15 protein-coding genes are annotated in these 17,937 nt (G+C 70.0%); 9 read left to right on the top strand and 6 right to left on the bottom strand.

Annotated features, from left to right (window positions below):
* Window positions 1-36 precede the first annotated feature (36 nt).
* Window positions 37-1,122 (bottom strand): glycine cleavage system aminomethyltransferase GcvT, encoded by a 1,086-nt coding sequence (gene gcvT / locus U8525_RS05940; RefSeq protein WP_374262206.1) that lies wholly within the window; start codon window positions 1,120-1,122, stop codon window positions 37-39.
* Window positions 1,123-1,221: 99 nt separating this feature from the next.
* Between gcvT and metF the strand changes: the two genes are divergently transcribed.
* Both metF and U8525_RS05930 read left to right on the top strand, forming a co-directional pair.
* Entirely contained in the window at window positions 1,222-2,094 is an 873-nt protein-coding gene (gene metF / locus U8525_RS05935) for a methylenetetrahydrofolate reductase [NAD(P)H] (protein WP_374262203.1), read from the top strand.
* Window positions 2,091-2,513 (top strand): hypothetical protein, encoded by a 423-nt coding sequence (locus tag U8525_RS05930; RefSeq protein ID WP_374262200.1) that lies wholly within the window; start codon window positions 2,091-2,093, stop codon window positions 2,511-2,513. The genes metF and U8525_RS05930 overlap by 4 nt, the downstream gene beginning before the upstream one ends.
* A 77-nt stretch (window positions 2,514-2,590) precedes the next feature.
* Here U8525_RS05930 and U8525_RS05925 read toward each other — a convergent pair whose 3' ends face one another.
* The 3 genes from U8525_RS05925 to folD all read right to left on the bottom strand — a co-directional run bounded on the left by U8525_RS05925 (window position 2,591) and on the right by folD (window position 6,125).
* Complete coding sequence (locus tag U8525_RS05925) at window positions 2,591-3,526, bottom strand: ADP-ribosylglycohydrolase family protein (RefSeq protein ID WP_374262197.1); 936 nt, start codon at window positions 3,524-3,526, stop codon at window positions 2,591-2,593.
* A gap of 68 nt (window positions 3,527-3,594) precedes the next feature.
* Entirely contained in the window at window positions 3,595-5,130 is a 1,536-nt protein-coding gene (locus U8525_RS05920; RefSeq protein ID WP_374262194.1) for an OmpA family protein, read from the bottom strand.
* Window positions 5,131-5,273: 143 nt separating this feature from the next.
* On the bottom strand, window positions 5,274-6,125 hold the full coding sequence (folD, locus tag U8525_RS05915) for a bifunctional methylenetetrahydrofolate dehydrogenase/methenyltetrahydrofolate cyclohydrolase FolD (protein ID WP_374262191.1): 852 nt from the start codon (window positions 6,123-6,125) through the stop codon (window positions 5,274-5,276).
* Between the two features lie 90 nt (window positions 6,126-6,215).
* On the opposite strand from folD, the gene U8525_RS05910 reads away from it, so the two are divergent.
* The 7 genes from U8525_RS05910 (at window position 6,216) to U8525_RS05880 (ending at window position 14,919) form a co-directional block, all read left to right on the top strand.
* On the top strand, window positions 6,216-7,013 hold the full coding sequence (locus tag U8525_RS05910) for a TerB family tellurite resistance protein (protein ID WP_374262188.1): 798 nt from the start codon (window positions 6,216-6,218) through the stop codon (window positions 7,011-7,013).
* Between the two features lie 24 nt (window positions 7,014-7,037).
* Window positions 7,038-7,733 carry a Smr/MutS family protein gene (locus U8525_RS05905; RefSeq protein ID WP_374262185.1) on the top strand — a complete coding sequence of 232 codons (696 nt, stop codon included), beginning with the start codon at window positions 7,038-7,040 and terminating at the stop codon, window positions 7,731-7,733.
* 36 nt (window positions 7,734-7,769) lie between these two features.
* Window positions 7,770-8,762, top strand: a complete 993-nt coding sequence (gene add, locus U8525_RS05900) for an adenosine deaminase (RefSeq protein WP_374262183.1) — start codon at window positions 7,770-7,772, stop codon at window positions 8,760-8,762.
* A gap of 3 nt (window positions 8,763-8,765) precedes the next feature.
* Window positions 8,766-9,842 (top strand): quinone-dependent dihydroorotate dehydrogenase, encoded by a 1,077-nt coding sequence (locus tag U8525_RS05895; protein WP_374262181.1) that lies wholly within the window; start codon window positions 8,766-8,768, stop codon window positions 9,840-9,842.
* 86 nt (window positions 9,843-9,928) lie between these two features.
* Entirely contained in the window at window positions 9,929-12,256 is a 2,328-nt protein-coding gene (locus U8525_RS05890) for a DUF1588 domain-containing protein (protein WP_374262179.1), read from the top strand.
* Between the two features lie 5 nt (window positions 12,257-12,261).
* Window positions 12,262-13,659: a DUF1552 domain-containing protein gene (locus tag U8525_RS05885; protein WP_374262176.1), complete on the top strand. Its 1,398-nt coding sequence runs from the start codon at window positions 12,262-12,264 to the stop codon at window positions 13,657-13,659.
* A gap of 297 nt (window positions 13,660-13,956) precedes the next feature.
* Window positions 13,957-14,919 (top strand): ornithine cyclodeaminase family protein, encoded by a 963-nt coding sequence (locus U8525_RS05880; protein WP_374262173.1) that lies wholly within the window; start codon window positions 13,957-13,959, stop codon window positions 14,917-14,919.
* A gap of 582 nt (window positions 14,920-15,501) precedes the next feature.
* Here U8525_RS05880 and U8525_RS05875 read toward each other — a convergent pair.
* Together U8525_RS05875 and U8525_RS05870 are read right to left on the bottom strand one after the other, a co-directional pair.
* Complete coding sequence (locus U8525_RS05875) at window positions 15,502-16,656, bottom strand: glycosyltransferase (protein WP_374262170.1); 1,155 nt, start codon at window positions 16,654-16,656, stop codon at window positions 15,502-15,504.
* Window positions 16,646-17,929 carry an O-antigen ligase family protein gene (locus U8525_RS05870; RefSeq protein ID WP_374262311.1) on the bottom strand — a complete coding sequence of 428 codons (1,284 nt, stop codon included), beginning with the start codon at window positions 17,927-17,929 and terminating at the stop codon, window positions 16,646-16,648. The genes U8525_RS05875 and U8525_RS05870 overlap by 11 nt, the downstream gene beginning before the upstream one ends.
* Window positions 17,930-17,937: the final 8 nt, after the last annotated feature.

Here is a 17,937-nt window from a genome sequence, read left to right as displayed (position 1 = left end):
AGTTCAGCTCCTCACAACGGGTGTGGAAGGAAGGGATCAGGACTTCTTGAGGAAGGGGGTCTTCACGACGACGGCGGGCACGGCGCGGCCGCGGATCTCGACGTCGAACGTGGAGCCCTCGGCTGCGAGGCTCGCCGGCACGTAGCCCATGCCGATGGGCTTCCGCACCGTGGGGCCCATGGTGCCGCTGGTGACCTCGCCCACGCGGGCGCCGTCCTTGAGGATGGGGTAGCCGTGGCGCGGGATGCCGGCGCCGGTGAGCTCGAAGCCCACGAGCTTGCGCTCCACGCCCTTGGCCTTCTGCGCGACGAGCGCGTCCTTGCCGATGAAGCCGCCCGCCTTGTCCAGCTTGACGATCCACCCCAGGCCCGCCTCCAGCGCGGTGTGCGAGTCGTCGATGTCGTTGCCGTACAGCGCGTACTTCATCTCCGTGCGCAGCGAGTCGCGCGCGCCCAGGCCGCAGGGCTTCACGCCGTCCGGCTGCCCGGCCTCCAGGAGCGCGTCCCAGAGCTTCACGGCGTCGCCGGCGGCGCAGTACAGCTCGAAGCCGTCCTCGCCGGTGTAGCCCGTGCGGGAGATGATGGCCTTCACGCCGGCCACCTCCCCTTCAGTGAAGCGGTAGGTGCCCACCTTGGACAGGTCCGCCTGCGTCAGGCGCTGCACCAGCCCCAGGGCCTTGGGGCCCTGGATGGCGATCTGCGCGTACTCGTCGCTCCGGTCCACCGGCGCGACGCCCTCCGCGCGCGCCTTCATCCAGGTGAAGTCCTTCTCGCGGTTGCTGGAGTTGACGCAGATGAGGATGCGCTCGGGGCTGAAGCGGTAGGCGACGACGTCGTCCACGAAGCCGCCCACGTCGTTGAGCAGGCCCGCGTAGACGGCCTGGCCGTCCTGGATCCGGGCGAGGTCGTTGGAGATGAGCCGGTTCACGGTCTCCAGCGCGCCGGGGCCGCTGAATTCAATCTCGCCCATGTGGGAGACGTCGAAGAGGCCGACGGCGTTGCGCACGGCCTCGTGCTCGCCGATGACGGACGAGTACTGCACCGGCATGTCCCAGCCGACGAAGTCAACCATGCGGGCTCCCAACTTGCGGTGGGCCTCGTTGAGGGGCGTACGCCGGGTCATTGACTTCTCCATGGGCAGGGGGTGGCGAAACGGCGCGGACTATAGCGGCGCACCTTCTCCGATCAAGGCCGACGCGGAAGGGACTAGACTCCTCCCGACATGAAGATTCGCAACTGCCTCAACCCCTCCAAGCCGAGCTTCTCCTTCGAGTTTTTTCCTCCCAAGACGGACGCGGGCGTGGCCTCGCTCCTGCGCACGGTGGAGGAGCTCGCGCCGCTGGAGCCGGGGTTCGTGTCGGTGACGTACGGAGCGGGCGGGAGCACGCGCGACCGGACGGTGGAGCTCGTCACCCACATCAAGCAGCACACCGGCATCGAGGCGATGGCGCACCTGACCTGCGTGGGTCATACCCGCGATGAGCTGCGTGACATGCTGCGCCAGCTCGAAGCGGCGGGCATCGAGAACGTGCTCCTCTTGCGCGGGGACCCACCGCAGGGGCAGGCGGCGTTCGAGCCGGTGCCCGGGGGGTTCCGCTACGCGGAGGAGCTGGTCCGATTCGTCCGAGAAGAGGATTTCAACTTCTGCATCGGGGGTGCGTGCTATCCGGAAGGCCACGTGGAGACGGCGTCGCGCGAGGACGACCTCAAGCACCTGAAGGCCAAGGTGGATGCGGGGATGGACTTCGTGGTGACGCAGCTCTTCTTCGACAACGCCTTCTATTTCGACTTCGTGGAGCGGGCGCGGCGGGTGGGCATCAATGTCCCCATCGTTCCCGGCATCATGCCCATCACCAACTACGAGCAGGTCCAGCGCTTCACGCGCATGTGCGGCGCGACAGTGCCCATGCGTCTGGCGTTGCAGATGGAGCGCGTGAAGGATCAGCCGGACGCGGTGGTGCAGCTGGGCGTGGCGCACGCCACGGTGCAGTGCATGGAGCTGCTGGCGCGCGGCGTGCCGGGCATCCACTTCTACACGCTGAACAAGTCCCCCGCGACGCGGATGATCGTAGGCGCGCTGAAGGGGCGGTCATGAGCGGCCCGGGCCCTCAGCTGGCGCCGAGCGACCCGCGCTTCAAGATCTTCCAGATCGTGCGCTTCCCCGCGTTCTTCCTGCTCATCGTGGGCGTGCTGCACGTCGCCTTCAGCCTGCTGGGCGCGACGCTGGCGGCGCTGAAGGTGGCGTCGCCCTTCTCGACGCCGGGACAGGCGCCGGTGGTGCTGGAGTTCACGACGGGCTTCTCGCTGGCCATCGTGGGCGGAATCCTCTGCGGGCTGCTCGCCATCTGGGGCGCGTTGAACGCGATGAACCTCAAGGGCTACGGCCTGGCGACGGTGGGCGCCATCTGCGCGATGTATACGCTGACGCCGGGCTGTTTCATCGGCGTGCCCGTGGCGGTGTGGATGCTCTTCACGCTGCGCCGTGAGGGCGTGCGCGAGGCCTTCGCGCCCTGAACCCGCGCGCCGTCCGCACGGTGCGCCTCGTGCTCACGTGCCCGCGCAACGTGGGCGTGCCGCTGCTGGGCTGGGTTTCAGCCCAGGGACGTCATGAGGCGCTCCAGGAGTGGCTCCACGAGCCCCTGGCCCCGCAGCTGTGAGCGCCAGCGGTGCGGGATGCCCTTCAAGCCATGGATGAGCCCCGCGATGCCGCCCGCGACCGCGGCCGTGGTGTCCGTGTCGTGGCCCAGCCGGATGGCGGCTTTGACGACCTCTTCATAGGTCTTCCCGTTCGCCACGCAGGCCCGAGCGGAGCGCAGGCAGTCCACGACGTAACCGCCGCCCCTGCCCGGCGCGGGGTCGTCCGGACGGATGTGGGCCTCCAGCTCCTCCCGCTGCGGGGAGCCTTCGACGTACAGGTCGCGGAAGGTGGAGACGGCTTCGGCCCACGGGTCCGACGCGCCCTCCAGGACGCGACGCGCCCAAAGACAGTACAGCGCGCAGCAGACCTGGGCGCGCACATGGCCATGCGTCACACACGACTGTGCCATGGCATCCGAGACGAGCGCCGCGTCCTTGCCCTGGTGCCACAGGGCCAATGGCAGCACCCGCATCAGTGAGCCATTGCCGTTGTCCAGGGTGCCATTGGGCCCGGCGAGCATCGCGGGCGTGCCGTCGCGCAGCCTGCGCAGGGCGGTGCTGGTCTGGATGCCCACGTCGAAGACGTCGCCATCCACGGCGAGGTAGCCCCAGTCCTGCCAGTTCACCAGCCGCCGGCCCAGGTCCTCGCAGTCGAGCCGTTTCTGATACGTCAATGAATCCAGCAGGCACAGCGCATGCGCGCCGTCGTCCGACCACGTGCCTGGAGGGACGCGGTCATGCGCGCGGTCGAACCCTGACGGTGGGTCGTATTCGATGGCCTCGGGAGGCGGAATCGTCTCTGGCCGGTGGAACTCATAGGGGACGCCCAACGCATCGCCGATGAGCAACCCATACAACCCTCCCGCAATGCGCTCCTCACGGTTCATCACGCCCCTCCTCTCAGGTCCTTGAGCCCATCATAGTGTACAATGAACACTATTGCTTTGAAAGCAGGGGCTCAGGGAGGTGGTGGCGCGGGGATGGACCGGGCCGAGGTGGGCTCGCCCAGAATCAACAGCAGCTCCGCGCGGCGGTTCTCGCCACGGCCGGCCTGCGTTCCATTGGAGCCCGCGGGCCGGCGTGCACCGAGTCCTCGCGCCTCCAGCCGCTCGGCGGGGACTCCCTGACGCACGAGGTAGTCACGCACCGCCTCGGCTCGGGCCAGGGACAGGCGCTGATTGGAGGCAGGCGAGCCCTCCGCGTCCGTGTGCCCTTCGATGACGACGCGCGCCACCTCCGGATGCTCCAGCAGCACCCGCGCCACCTGATCCAGGACTCGCGAGCGGCCCGGCAGCGTCGTCGCGCCGACCTCGAAGAAGACCTGGCCATGGAGGACGAGTCGCTCGCGGGTCAGGGTCACGAGCGAGTCGTCGGCCTCGGGGCAACCGCCGTGCTCACGGGTTCCCTGTGCATGAACGCACGCATCCAGCGCGTCCACGACGCCGTCCCCATCCGTGTCGGTCTCGCTCCAGGCCTGCTCCGTGGACGGCTCGGGCCTGGGGGGCTCGGAAGGTGTGGGTTCGGGTTCGAGCTGAGGTTCGACGGGGGCGCGCGGCAGCCCCTGGACGAGCTCGTAGACGATGTCTTCCGGGGGCGGAGGCGGCGGCTTGTCGAAGAGCAGGGCCAGCCCCGCGAGCACCCGGAAGCGCGGCGACCCCGGCTCCGAGCCCAGGCCCGCTCCGGCCATGGCGAAGAACTCCCATGGCCGGACGGCGGCATAGCGCAGGCCGCCCAGGAGCTCGCCGCTGACGCGCTGCTGTCGCCAGGAGTAGGCCCCGAGCACGGATGCCTCCGCGCGGAAGGCATGGCCCACCGTCAGGCCCGCACCGGCGCGAAGCTCGTTGCCCACGCCGTTGACGCGGTCGACGCTGGAGTCGGTCACCGCGCGACGCAGGAGCACGCCCAGCTCCAGCGCCGGAGCCACGGCCCCCCAGCGCTTTCCCATCATGATCCGCCCCTGGCCGCGGACACCCCGGTCACGAGCGAGCGCGCCAGAGCCGCCAACGGGGAGCCTCATGTCCAGGTCGACCGCGAGCTTGAAGGCCTCGGGAGCGGAGGTCCCGAGCAGGCCCAGCCGGGCCGCGATCCTCAGCGCCCCCAGCCCGCTGCGCGACGGCGAGGCAATGGACAGCGAGGTGCTCAGGTCCGCGCCGCGCTGATGGATGACGCCTGGAAGCTGGGCCTGAAGCTCCAGCCAGGGCAGCACGCCGACAGCCAGCGATACCAGTCCGGTGGTCCGGGACAGGACCAGCGAGGGCTCCAGCAGTCCGTTCGGGATCCGCAGCGCGGAGTGCTGATAGTGCGCCATCAGGGAGATGCGCAGCTCCCCAGGAGCGAGCAGCTCACCGTTTCCGAGCGCCAGGGGCCCCAGCCCCGGATTCGGGTCCAGGCGCTCCAGGGAGAACGTGGGCAAGGGCGTCGCGGCCTGGGCACGCGTGGGGGTCGCGAGCAGCAGCAGCCCCAGCGCGGCTCCGCGCACTGCGCATCGGTGCAAGGCCGGACCCATGCGCGCATCTTCCGTCAGGTCCCGTCAGGGGCGAAGGAGAATGGCGGAGCGCGGCACCCGGCGCATCGACACTGGGACCGGGTCGTGCAATCCATTCTCACAACCCGGGCCGGCCGCGCACCACCGTCCAATCACTTCCCCGCGCGCTGAGCCGCCTCCAGCGTGTTCTTCATCAGCATCGCGATCGTCATCGGCCCCACCCCACCCGGCACCGGCGTGATGAACGACGCGCGCTCCGCCGCCGCGGCGAACTCCACGTCCCCCACCAGCTTGCCGTCCGCCTTGCGGTTCATCCCCACGTCAATCACCACCGCGCCCGGCTTGATCCACGCGCCCTTCACCAGCTCTGGCACGCCCACCGCCACCACCAGGATGTCCGCCCGAGCCACCTCCGCCGGCAGGTCGCTCTTGCGGTGACACACCGTCACCGTCGCGTCCTTCTGCAAGAGCATCAGCGCCTGCGGCTTGCCCACGATGTTGCTGCGGCCCACCACCACCGCGCGCTTGCCCGCCGGATCGCACCCCACCTCTTCCAACAGCCGCATCACCCCGTAGGGTGTGCACGCCCGCGTCGCCGGCCGCCCCAACAGCAGGTTGCCCGCGTTCACCGGGTGGAAGCCATCCGCGTCCTTCTCCGGCTTCACCGCCGAGATGATGGCCTCCGCGTCGAGGTGCTTGGGCAACGGCAGCTGCACCAGGATGCCGTGCACGGCCGGGTCCTCGTTCAGCCGGTGCACCAGCGCCAGGAGCTCCTCCTGGGTGATGTTCTCGTCCGGGTGGTGCTCCCAGGAATTGAAGCCCGCCTCCGCGGCGGCCTCCTTCTTCCTCGTCACATAGATCTTGGACGCCGGGTCCTCCCCCACGCGCACCACGGCGAGTCCCGGGGTGATGCCGCGCTCCGCCTTCAGGCGCGCCACCTCCTCCTTGATCTCCGCCCGCACGCGCGCCGCCACCGCTTTTCCGTCAATCAACTGGGCCGTCATGCGACCCACCTTATGCAAAACTGGCCCGGTTCAAGGGAGCGAAGCGTCGGCATGGGTGCTGGAAAAGTTCTCGGGGCGATGTTGGGTCTCATGGCCGGCCTCCTCCTCGGCGGGCCCTGGGCCATCGTGCTCGGCCTCATCGTGGGCACGGCCCTGGGGCACTACTTCGACGAACAGCACGCCGCTCCCCCGGACTTCCCCGAAATCTTCAGCGACTTCCCCGCCGCCTTCGAGCCTCCTCCTGAACAGGCCCCCCTCACCCAGGGCCCGGGCGAGTTCCCCCTCGTCCAGGCCCCCGACGAGGACCCGCTCGATCGCGACATCGCCGCCCTCTTCGTGGACGTCGCCCGCGCCGACGGCGAGATGCGCCGCGAGGAGGTCCGCGAGGTCCGCCACTACTTCGAGGAGGTCCTCCACTCCGACGCCCACACCGTCCAGGCCGTGCGCCGCTACCTCAAGGACTTCCTCACCCACCCCGCCACCCTGGACGCCCCCGCCGCCCTCGCCTCCTGCCGGGACGCCCTCCCCTCCGGCGAGCGGCTCCGCCTGCTGGACGCGCTCTATGAGATGTCCCTGGCGGATGGCCCCCTCCAGCGCTCGGAGCGCGAGGCCCTGAAGCGCGTGGCCGAAGGCCTGGACGTCCCCGACGCCAAGGCCCAGGCGCTGGCCGAGCAGCACCTGGGCGACGCCACCGCTCACTACCAGACGCTGGGCCTCCCTCCGGACGCCACCGACGCGGAGGTGAAGAGCGCCTACCGCAAGCTCGCCGCCCGCTTCCACCCGGACAAGGCCAGCCACCTGGCGCCCCGGGCCGCCGAGCAGGCCGCCCGCCGCTTCCAGGCCGTCCGCGACGCCTACGAGGAAATCCGCAGGCTGCGCGGCCTGTAGCCCGGGTTAGAAGACAGGAATCCCATGAGCCAGCGGCCCCCGAAGAAGAAGGAAGCGGAGTTCCAGAACAACCCGTTCAAGTCCGCCATCAAGACGCTTCAGGACCAGCAGAAGCAGGAGAAGGAGGCCGCTGCCGCCGCCGAGGCCGCGAAGAAGAAGGCCGCCGCGCCGAAGCCCGCCAAGGCCCGCCCGGAAGACGACGACGTGGGCCTCTTCTTCGCCGCCATGGACGGCGTGAAGCAGGTGACGAACCGCGGCCAGGCCCCGCAGGTCAACCCGCGCCTGCCGGAGATCATCGACGACAACGCGGAGGCGCTCGCGCAGCTGTCCGACCTGGTCGCCGTGGACGGCCCGCTGTCCTTCACCGGGTCCGACGAGTCCTTCGAGGGCGCCTCGCCCGGCGTGGACCCCAACCTGCTGCGCTCGCTGCGCCGGGGCGACTTCTCCGTGCAGGACCGGCTGGACCTGCACGGCAAGACGCAGCGCGAGGCCCAGGCCGCCGTGGAGCGCTTCCTGTCCGACAGCCGCCGCGCCAAGCGCCGCTGCGTGCTCATCGTCCATGGGCGCGGTTTGAATTCCAAGGACCAGCTCCCGGTGCTCAAGGATGCAGTGAGAGACCTGCTCTCTCAGAAGCGCCTGGAGCGGATGGTGCTGGCGTTCGCCACCGCGCGCCCGCAGGACGGCGGGGCCGGCGCCGTCTACGTGCTGCTGCGCCGATAGCTTTACGCGTGGCCGTGGCTGTGCATACATGCCGCCATGGTTCGCGACCTCATTGACCTCCACATCCACGTGGGTGGCGCGGTGGCCCCGCACATCCTGTGGTCCATCGCCCACCAGCAGGGCTTCAAGCTCCCCGTCAAGAACTACTTCGACTTCGTCGAGCTCATCACCTCCCGCCCGGGCAAGGTGGGCAGCCTCGACGACTACCTGAAGATCCTCCACACCTGGACGGAGAAGATCCAATCCTCGCCCAGCGCCATCGAGCGCTCCGTCTACGAGGTGATTGGCAAGGAGTACCGGGGCAGCCGCGTCACGCAGATCGAGCTGCGCTTCAACCCCATGAAGCGCAACCTCTCCAGCGAGCTGGACCTGGACCACATCATCCACGCGGCGCTGCGGGGCATGGACCGCGCGACGCTGGAGTACGGCGTGAAGGTGGGCCTCATCTTCTGCCTGGCCCGCGAGTTCGACCACAAGCTCAACAGCATCATCGTGGAGAAGGCCATCAAGTACCGCTCGCGCGGGGTGTACGGCATCGACCTGGCCGGCACGGAGCGCGACGCCATGGAGCACAAGCCCTCGCTCGCGGAGTACGAGGACCTGTACGCCCGCGCCCGCAAGGCGGGCCTCAAGTGCACCGTGCACACCGGCGAGACGGCCGGCACCGGCGCCAACGGCCTGATGGCGGTGGTGGAGAAGCTCAAGCCGCACCGCATCGGCCACGGCATCCGCGCCGCCTACGACGAGTCCGCGATGAAGGTGCTGCGCGAGAACAACATCACGCTGGAGCTGTGCCCCACGTCCAACATCCACACCAAGGCGGTGGCGGACCTGCAGGAGCTCAAGCACATCATGCAGACGTTCTGGGACCGCAAGGTGAAGTTCACCATCAACACGGACGGCCCCTACCTGCTGGAGACGGACATGCGGCGGGAGATTGAGATCGTCGAGTCCAACGGCCTGCTCACCACCGAGCAGGTGGACCAGGCGCTTGCGTGGGCGCGCGAGGCGTCCTTCATCCCGGCCTGACGCATGTACGGCCTGACTCGCGCACTGCTCTTCACCCTGCCCCCGGAGCCCGCGCACCGGCTGGGCATGACGGGGCTCGCGGCCCTGGGGACGTGGAATGCCCGCTGCCGCGCGATGCGCGAGCGCACGCTGCGCCGCGCCCCCATGGACCTGTCCGTGGAGCTGGCGGGGCTGAAGTTCGCCCACCCGGTGGCGCTCGCCGCCGGGCTGGACAAGGACGCGGAGGCCGTGGACGGGCTGTTCGCCTGCGGCTTCTCCGCCGTGGAGATTGGCACCGTCACGCCCAAGCCCCAGCCGGGCAACCCGAAGCCCCGCCTGTTCCGCCTGCCCGAGCACCGCGCGATCATCAACCGCATGGGCTTCAACAACCACGGCGCGGCCACCGCGGCGGAGCGCCTCAAGGCCCGCACGTGGAAGCCCGGCCCGCTGGGCGTGAACATCGGCAAGAACAAGGACACGCCGCTGGAGCGCGCGGTGGAGGACTACGTGGCGTGCGTGGACGCGCTCGCGCCGCTGGGGGACTACGTCGTCGTCAACGCGTCCTCGCCCAACACGCCCGGCCTGAGAAAGCTACAGGAGCCGGAGCAGCTGTCCACGCTGCTGCTCGCGGTGCGTGAGCGGATGGACGCGGTGGCCAGGGGCACGCCGCTGTTCCTGAAGATCGCCCCGGACCTCACGCCCGAGGCCGTGGACGAGGTGGTGGACGTGGCGATGGCGCGCGGGCTGTCCGGGCTGATCGCCACCAACACCACGCTCACCCGCCCCGTGGAGCACGTGCACGCGAAGGAGGCCGGCGGCCTGTCCGGTGCCCCCGTGCGCGAGCTGTCCAACGCGGTCATCCGCCGCGCGTACCAGCGCAGCAAGGGCGCCCTGCCCCTCATCGGCGTGGGCGGGGTGTTCACCGCGCAGGACGTCTACGAGAAGCTGCGCGCGGGCGCGACGGTGGTGCAGGTGTACACGGGCTTCATCTACGAGGGCCCGGGTATGGTGGACCGCATCCTCCCCGAGTTGGGCGCCCTGCTGGCCCGGGAGGGCTTCGCCTCCGTGCGCGACGTGATTGGCGTGGACGCGTCCGCGTAGTCGCTTACGCACGAGCCCGTCCCGGCCGAGCCCGTCTGGCCGGGCTTGCTTGCTATTCCACCTGCCGTCCGTGCCAGACTGGCCGGATGAACCGCGTCCTCCTGCTGGCCGGACTGTTGAGCCTCGTTGCGTGCAAGGGCAACATCGGGCCAAACACCAACAACGGAGGCCCCAACGACGCCGGGGATCCCGGCGGGCCCGGGGAGACCGTGGGCGCCGCGTGCGTGGTGCAGTCGGTGCTCGCCAATCGCTGCGCCAGCTGTCACGGCGCGCTGCCGACCCAGGGGGCGACGATGCCGCTGCGCACCCTGCACGACATGCGGGTGAGCTCGGCGGTGGATGGGAAGCTCAGCAACGCCCAGCGCGCGCTCATCCGAATGAGCGACGACGCGGCTCCGATGCCGCCGGCCCCGCATGAGCGCGCGAGCTCGGCCGAGCTCGCCGCGCTCAAGACCTGGATCGGGGAGGGGATGCCCCTCTGCAGTGGCACGGACGGCCCGCCGGTGACCGTCGTGCCCGAGCCCAACCTGCTCGATCAGTCCGCGCTCTTCACCTGCACCGAAGGCGTGCGCTCGGATGCGCCGACGCGCATCCGCCGCATGAGCCGGCGCGAGTTCACCCGCAACGTCGGTGGCTCGGTCGAGCGCAGCTGGACCGGGTTCAGCTTCTACGACAACCCGCTCGATCCCAGCGCCATCGAGCAGTACAGCTCCTGGGCCACGGACGAGAGTTTGGACGAGGCCACGGTGGAGCTCTTCCTGCCGGTGGTCGGCGAGGCCGCCTCGCCATGGACGATGAACTACCCGGACGGCAACCGGATGGAGCGTGTCTTCACCGACAGCCGCTTCCGCTGCATGTTCGACGACGCGAACCCGAGCGACGCCTGCAAGCGCTTCCACCTGGGCCAGATGCTCGAGTTCGGCGTCTTCTTCCGCCCGCCCACCGAGGATGAGCTCACCCGCCTCACCGCCTTCGCGACCGCGGTCATCGCCCAGGAACCGAGCTACTCCCCTCAAAACCGCGCGGACTCCATCACGCGGATCTCCAACGCCGCGTGGATGATGACCGGCGCCATGTTCCGCCGCGAGATGGGCGGCGAGCCGGCCGACGGGCGCGTGGAGCTGACCAGCCTCGAGCTGGGCTCGCAGCTGGCCTACGCGCTGGCAGGGCGCGCGCCCTCGGCCACGCCGAGCTTCGTGTGGCCGTACTACTCCGCGCCCCTCGAGGGGCACCTGGCGGACGTGGCCCTCGCCGCGAAGGATGGCTCGCTCACGCAGGATGCGACGACCACCGCCCTGATCAAGAAGCACCTGGGCGGCGTCGACGCCAACGAGAACGGGACACCGCGCTTCGATCTGGTGCAGGACTACAACGAGGAGCAGCGCTCCAAGCGCGGGCAGTACTGGCTGGGTGACGGCGTCGCGGGCTTCTTCCGCGAGTGGCTCGGCTACGGGCACGTGTCCGCGGTGTTCAAGGAGTCCCCGGCGGCGACCTCGCGCTTCGAGCTCGAGGGGCTCGGCTACATCAGCTCGGTCTCGTACGACAACCTGCTCACCAACTTCCATCCGCTGGAGCCGACCTTCATCCAGCAGTTCGACGATCTGATCGCACGGGTGGTCGTCGAGGATCAGGACGTGTTGGCGAACCTGCTCACCACGCGCACCTTCTACGTCCCCTCCATGCAGAACGCGGCGTACGACTCGCACAAGGGCCTCTCCCACCCCTACAACGTCAGCGAGATCCTCCCGGCGACCGTCGAGGGCCGCTGGAAGACGCTGCCTGCCACGGAGCGCGCGGGCGTGCTGACCCACCCGGTGTGGCTGGCCGCGCACGGCGGCAACTTCGAGGACGATCCGTCCATCGTCCACCGCGGCAAGTGGGTGCGCGAGAACCTCCTATGCGGCTTCGTCCCGCCGCTCAGCAGCGTACAGGTGGCGGCCCAGGTCGGCGCTCACGCCGCCGACAAGAACGCACGCCGCCGCCTGCAGGAGGCGACCGCCGGAGCGCAGTGTCAGGGCTGTCACCGCCTCATGGAGCCGCTCGGCCTGCCCTTCGAGATCTACAACCACGCGGGCTTCCTGCGCGCGCGGGATCACTCGCCCAGCGGAGGCTGGACCACGCCAGACGGAAGCTCGACGCTCACGTCGATGCCGGACCCCGCGCTGGATGGCCCGGTGCGCGACGCGGTGGAGTTGAGCGAGCGCCTGGCGACCTCGCAGTACGCGAAACGCTGCTTCGTGCGACAGGCCTTCCGCTACTTCATGGGACGCCCGGAGAACCTGAGCGACGCCTGCACGCTGACGCAGATGGAGCAGGCCTATGATCAGAACCAAGGCTCGTTCTCCAAGATGCTGACCACGCTGATGACAAGCGACACCTGGAAGACGCGGCGTGTGCCGCAGGCTGGAGAGTGACTGCCATGTTCTCGCGACGAACCGTCCTGAAGGGCATGGCCGCCGGCCTCTTCGCGCCCTACTTCCGCGACGTCTACGCCCAGTCGTCAGCGTTGCCGGCGCGCCTGGTGCTGGTCCTCGAGTGCAATGGCGTCTACCCCCGCGCGCTCCTGAGCACGGGCACCCGCGCGGCGCTGGGGGGACGCGCCAACACCTCCGACCGCCTCTTCTGGGACGCGTACAAGGACACGCCGCTGGTGCGTGAGGGCGACGATCTCGCCAGCGCGATCAGCCTCGGGCCGCTGGCGGCGTCTTCCGGCAACATCGACCTGGTGAGCCGCTCCGCCGTGCTGCTGGGGCTCTCGAACCTCATCGCGGGTGGCGGGCACTCCAGCGGGACGGGCGGGCTGAGCTGCGCGGTGAACGGCGCGGGCGCGACCTTCGACGCGGTGATCGCGCCTCGCCTGCGCCGGGGCGCCCCGTTCGACGTGCTGCGCCTGGGCACCAGCTCCGCGCGCGTGTCGATCGTGTACGAAACCTGCGCGCTCGGGCCGCGCAAGCCCGCGGGCATCATCGTCAACCCGTCGCTCGCGTTCGACAGCACCTTCGGCTCGCTGCTCGGCGGCTCGACGAGTGGGCGCGATCGCAAGATGCTCTTCGACTTCGCGCTGGCCGACTCGCGCAAGGCGCTGGCGGCGTTCAGCGGCAACTCCAACGAGCGGCTGAAACTGGAGCGCTACGTCTCCTCGCTCGAGTCGCTGCGCACGCGGGAGGATCAGCTCACCGGCATGGCGGACCGAGTGCGGCCCTACCTACCGCTGGCGCCGAAGGACAACCCGCTGCTCACCGGAGCGGGCTCACCGCCCGACTCGCTGAAGTGGTTCGAGGCGCAGTTCCAGATCGCCACGGCCTCCCTCCTGGGTGGGCTGACGAACACGGTCGTGCTGGCGACGGGCAGCTCGGGCTTCGACGTGGCCTACGGCCCGGACGTGAGCGACATCCCGCGACACAACCTGCAGCACAGCCTGGATGCGGGGCAGAACTGGGATCGCGTCGCCGAGGTCACCCGCCGCCACGTACAGTTGGTGGCGAACCTGGCGAGGACGCTGGCCGCCACGCCCGAGATTGGCGCGAGCGGCTCGATGCTGGATCACACGGCGATCGTCTTCATGTCCGACAACGGCGAGCAGCACCACTCCACCTCGCGTGAGTGGCCGAAGCTCGTGGTGGGCGGCAACGCGCTGGGCCTGAAGACCGACGGGCGCACGGTCGTGTACCCGAAGTACGACGCAGCCCGGAACCGGCAGGTCTCCAACCTCTTCAACACGCTCGGCCACGCGTTCGGAGACGCGGACTTCAACACCTTCGGGCAGGAGGGCAGCACGCGCATCGCGCCAGGACCGCTGAGCGAGCTGTATGCCTGAGCCGCGAGGAGCGGCCTGCGGAACCATTGGCGTGGACGCGTCCGAGGAGTCCCGCCTCCGTCGTCCTTCGAGCAACGGCCTTGCCTCCACGGGGCAGGTGGGTGACGGATGGTACGGCGGGCGGCACGCGATGGCTGTCCTCCGGCCCGTGTCGTGCATTCCCCGCAGCCCGAGCCGTCCGGATTGCGCCACCTGCCAATCCCAGACATGCCCACCTCCCCGCCCGGAGCGCCTCTGGCCAGACGTCACGGCGGGACAGCCCTTGGGGTCCCCTGCGTTCTTGGGTATAGCGCGCCCATGCCCACCCTCCTCCTCAGCGCCAGGGATCTGCGCGGCCTCTACACCGTCGAGCTCGGTCTGGAAGCCGTCGAGCGTGCCTTCCTGGCCCATGGCCGCGGCGACGCGCTCATGCCCCCCAAGGTGTACCTGTCCCTGCCGAAGTACGACGGCGACTTCCGCGCCATGCCGGCGTTCCTCGACGGCGCGGCCGGCGTGAAGTGGGTCAACGCCCATCCCCAGAACCCGCGCAAGCACGGCCTGCCCACGGTGCGCGCCGTGTACGTGCTCAGCGATCCGGACACCGCGTCCCCGCTGGCCATCCTGGACGGCACGCTGCTCACCGCGTGGCGCACCGGCGCGGCCGGCGGCGTCGCGTCCAAGTACCTGGCCAGGAAGCAGCCCCGCACGCTGGGGCTCGTGGGCTGCGGCGTGCAGGCGCGCGTCCTCATCGACGCGCACCGCGCCCTCTTCGGGGACCTGGAGTTGCTCCTGGCGGACGCCTCCCCCCAGGCCGCCGAGGCCCTCCAGAAGGAGAAGGGCGGCCGCGTGGTGAGCCTCCAGGAGGCCTCCGGCGCGGACATCGTCTGCTCCGCCACCCCCGCGCGCGCCCCCGTGGTCCGCCGCGAGTGGGTCCAGGCCGGCGCCCACATCAACGCCATGGGCGCGGACGCCCCCGGCAAGCAGGAGCTGGATCCGCGCCTGCTCGTCGAAGGCCGCGTCTTCATCGATGACGCGGATCAGGCGCTCCACTCCGGCGAGGTGAACGTCCCGCTCCACGACGGGCTCCTCCGGCCCGAGCAGCTCGCCGGCACCCTCGGGGAGGTCGTCGCGGGCCGCAAGCCCGGCCGCACCGGCACCGAGGTCACCCTCTTCGACTCCACCGGCCTCGCCGTGCAGGACGTGGCCCTGGCCCGCGCGCTCTACGACGTCGCCCTGGCCAAGGGCGTGGGCCAGCGCTTCGACCTCGTCGACGAAGCCTGAGGTGGACCCGGGGCGCCCGCTTCCGCGGCCCTCCGGCGCATCCCACCCGGTGCGTCCTCCTCACGGAAACAACCCGGAGGACACACGAGTGCGGAGCTGTGAGGCAAAAAAGAGAGCGCTCGCCGGCACCTTGGAGTTTTACCGGCGAGCGCCCCGGGCCTCGTGCCGACTGGCAGGGCCTCGTAAAGTCGCGGCGGATGTGAAGCGGCCCGCTGGCCAGCCCCACGCCACCTTCATGTGTCCTGCCGTCCGCCCCGCGTCCCATCGCTACCGGGCCCCGCGCTCGGCGTCCGTCTCCTTCACAACCCCTACGCACCAGCGGTGATTCCGCCACCCACCTGATCCGCCTTGACCAGGGTGAGCACGCTCACCGGTTCCGGCAACACCCGAGGCGCCATTACCACAGCCTGCCCTCCAAACTCCACGAAAATCGCACTATTCCCATCTATAACCTGCGCACACGAAGGGCCCGGCGGAAAGTGCGCCCTCCCCCTCCTACGAACGCGCCCGCCCCCAATTTCTTGGGAGCGGGCGTGGATTATCCGGATCGGTCTGACATTTCCCGGCCCCCTGGGGCGGGTTTCAGCCGGGAGGAAGTCCTGCCACCTGGCGGTACAGCGCGTCATGCCGGCGCACCAGCTTCTCCAGGGACAGCTCGCGGGCGACGAAGCCCCGGGCGGCCTTGCCCATCTTCCGGGCCTCCTGGGGCTGGGCCAGCAGGCGGCGGAACGCCTGGGCCAGCTGGGCGGGCCGCTCCGGCTCCACCACCAGCCCGCGCTCGCCGTCCGCGATGAGGTCCGGGTTGCCGCCCACGCGCGTCACCACCATGGGCAGCCCCGCCGCCATGCCCTCCATCACCGCGTTGGACATGCCCTCCGCGGTGGAGCACAGCACGCCGAACGTGGCCTGCCCGTAGAGGGCCGGAACGTCCGTGCGGTGCTTCAGGAAGTGCACCCCGTCCGACACCCCCAGCTCGTGCGCCATCTTCTCCAGCGCCGGCCGGCGTGGCCCGTCTCCCACGAACCACGCGTTCAGCCGCGTCCCCTCATGACGCAGCATGGCAAGCGCGAGGAGCACATCCTCCTGCCGCTTCACGGGGTGGTTCATGTTGGCCACGTGGATGACCGTGGGCACACCGCCGGTGTCCGGCAGCGTGTCCTTGAACCCCTCCGCCGCGCGGGCGTCGAAGCGCGGGAGGTCCAGGCCGTTGTGGATGACGGAGATGCGCGAGGCGGGCAGGCCCTCCTCGTGGATCAGCATCTGGCGGATGGCCTCCGCGTTGGCGACGACGTGGTCCGCCAGCCGGGTCACCCGCGCGTGCAGCAGGCGGCGCGCCTTGCCCTGCCAGTGGGACAGGTCCAGCCGGCCGACGATGACCTTCGCGCCCGCGAGCTTCGCGGCCGGCACCGCGACGATGCTGGAGTAGAAGTCGTGCACGTGCACCAGCTGCACGCGGTGGCGCTTGAGCCAGCGGGCCATCCGGTGGATCTGCAACAGCGTGTTGGGCTGCGCGAGCGAGCCCTTGAGGGAGAACACCTCCGGCGCGTGGCCCAGCTTCCACACCGCGCCCATCAGGGGCCCGGCGTCATCCAGCACCGACACCTGCAACCGGTAGCTGGAGGGCAGGCCTCGCAGCAGCTCCAGCACCTGCACCTCGGTGCCGCCAATGTGGAACGACCGGGTGAACTGCACCAGGCGGAGGGGCTCCTGCCCCATCCGCGCATCCTCACGCCGCATGCCCAGACCCCTCCCACGTGGCCACCGGCGCGGGTTTCATCGCCGGCTGCCTCCCCACCGCCAGGGCGCGCTCCCGTGCCTGCGCGATGCGGTGCGCGCTCGCGGCCAGGCCGAAGAGCACGTAGCAGTGCGCGGACAGGATGTAGCCCGAGAACAAGTCACAGATGAGGTAGCCGGCCACCGACGCCAACAGCGCGCGCGCCAGCCATCCCATCTCCGAGTCCGAGGACGCGGCCGCCGCCCCGCCCACGGCCCCCCCCGAGAACACCAGGAAGCACAGGAGGCCCACCCACCCGAGCTCCCCGATGACGTCGAGGAAGATGTTGTGCGCCACGTAGGCGCGGTGCGCCTCCGGCGGCGCGTACTGGAACCACGCGTAGCGGAAGCCGCCCGCGCCCACGCCCAACAGCGGCCGGTCCAGGCTCATGCGGCTGGCGACCTGCCACGCGTAGACGCGGCCCATGGCGGACGCGTCCTCGTGGAACGCCGCCACCGTCTCATTGCGCTCCCAGAAGCTCTTGGGCGCGAACACCGCCAGGCCCGCGACGAACACCGTGCCCAGCACGATGGCCTGCATGCGGCGCTTCTCGCGGATGGCCCACATGGCCATGGCCACCGACAGGCCGATGAAGCCACCGCGCGAGTGCGACAGGACGATCGCCACCACCGCCAGCACCGCGGACACCGCGCACAGCACGCGGAACACCCACGGGGTGCTCTTGCGCGCGAGGAACGCCACGGCGAGCGGCACCACCAGCACCATGTTCATGGCCATGTGGTTCGGGTCCGCGTACACGCCGACCCAGCGCGAACGGAAGCCCTCCACCATGTCCACGCCGACGATGTACCAGTTGATGACGCCAATGGACGTCACGATGGCGCCCAGCACCATGGCGCCGCACACCACCGCCAGCCGCCTGGGCGTGGTGAGGACGTTGACGAGCGTCAGGTAGATGGCCGTGAGCTTGAGCAGCTCCACGCCCTGGAAGCGCGTCACCTCCGGGTTCACGCTCCACGCCACCGAGCAGAACGCCAGCGACGAGAACGCCAGGAGCGCGATGCCCCGCGCGCCGTCGAAGTAGAGGGGCTCCGCCTTGCCAATGCGGCGCATCACCATCAGCCCCGCGCCCAGCCCCGACGTGAGCAGCGCGAGCCGCAGCGGCTCCAGCGCGGGGATCCACTCACCCGGCACGGCGTACATCACCGCCGCGAACGCCGTGAGCATGAAGAAAGCCAGCACGTCGCGACGCTGCCCCACCGCGCCCGGTCCCATGTACGCCA

It is taken from the genome of Corallococcus sp. RDP092CA (assembly GCF_041903675.1).
In the GTDB taxonomy this organism is placed as follows: domain Bacteria; phylum Myxococcota; class Myxococcia; order Myxococcales; family Myxococcaceae; genus Corallococcus.
This window is presented reverse-complemented; position numbering and strand designations above follow the sequence as displayed.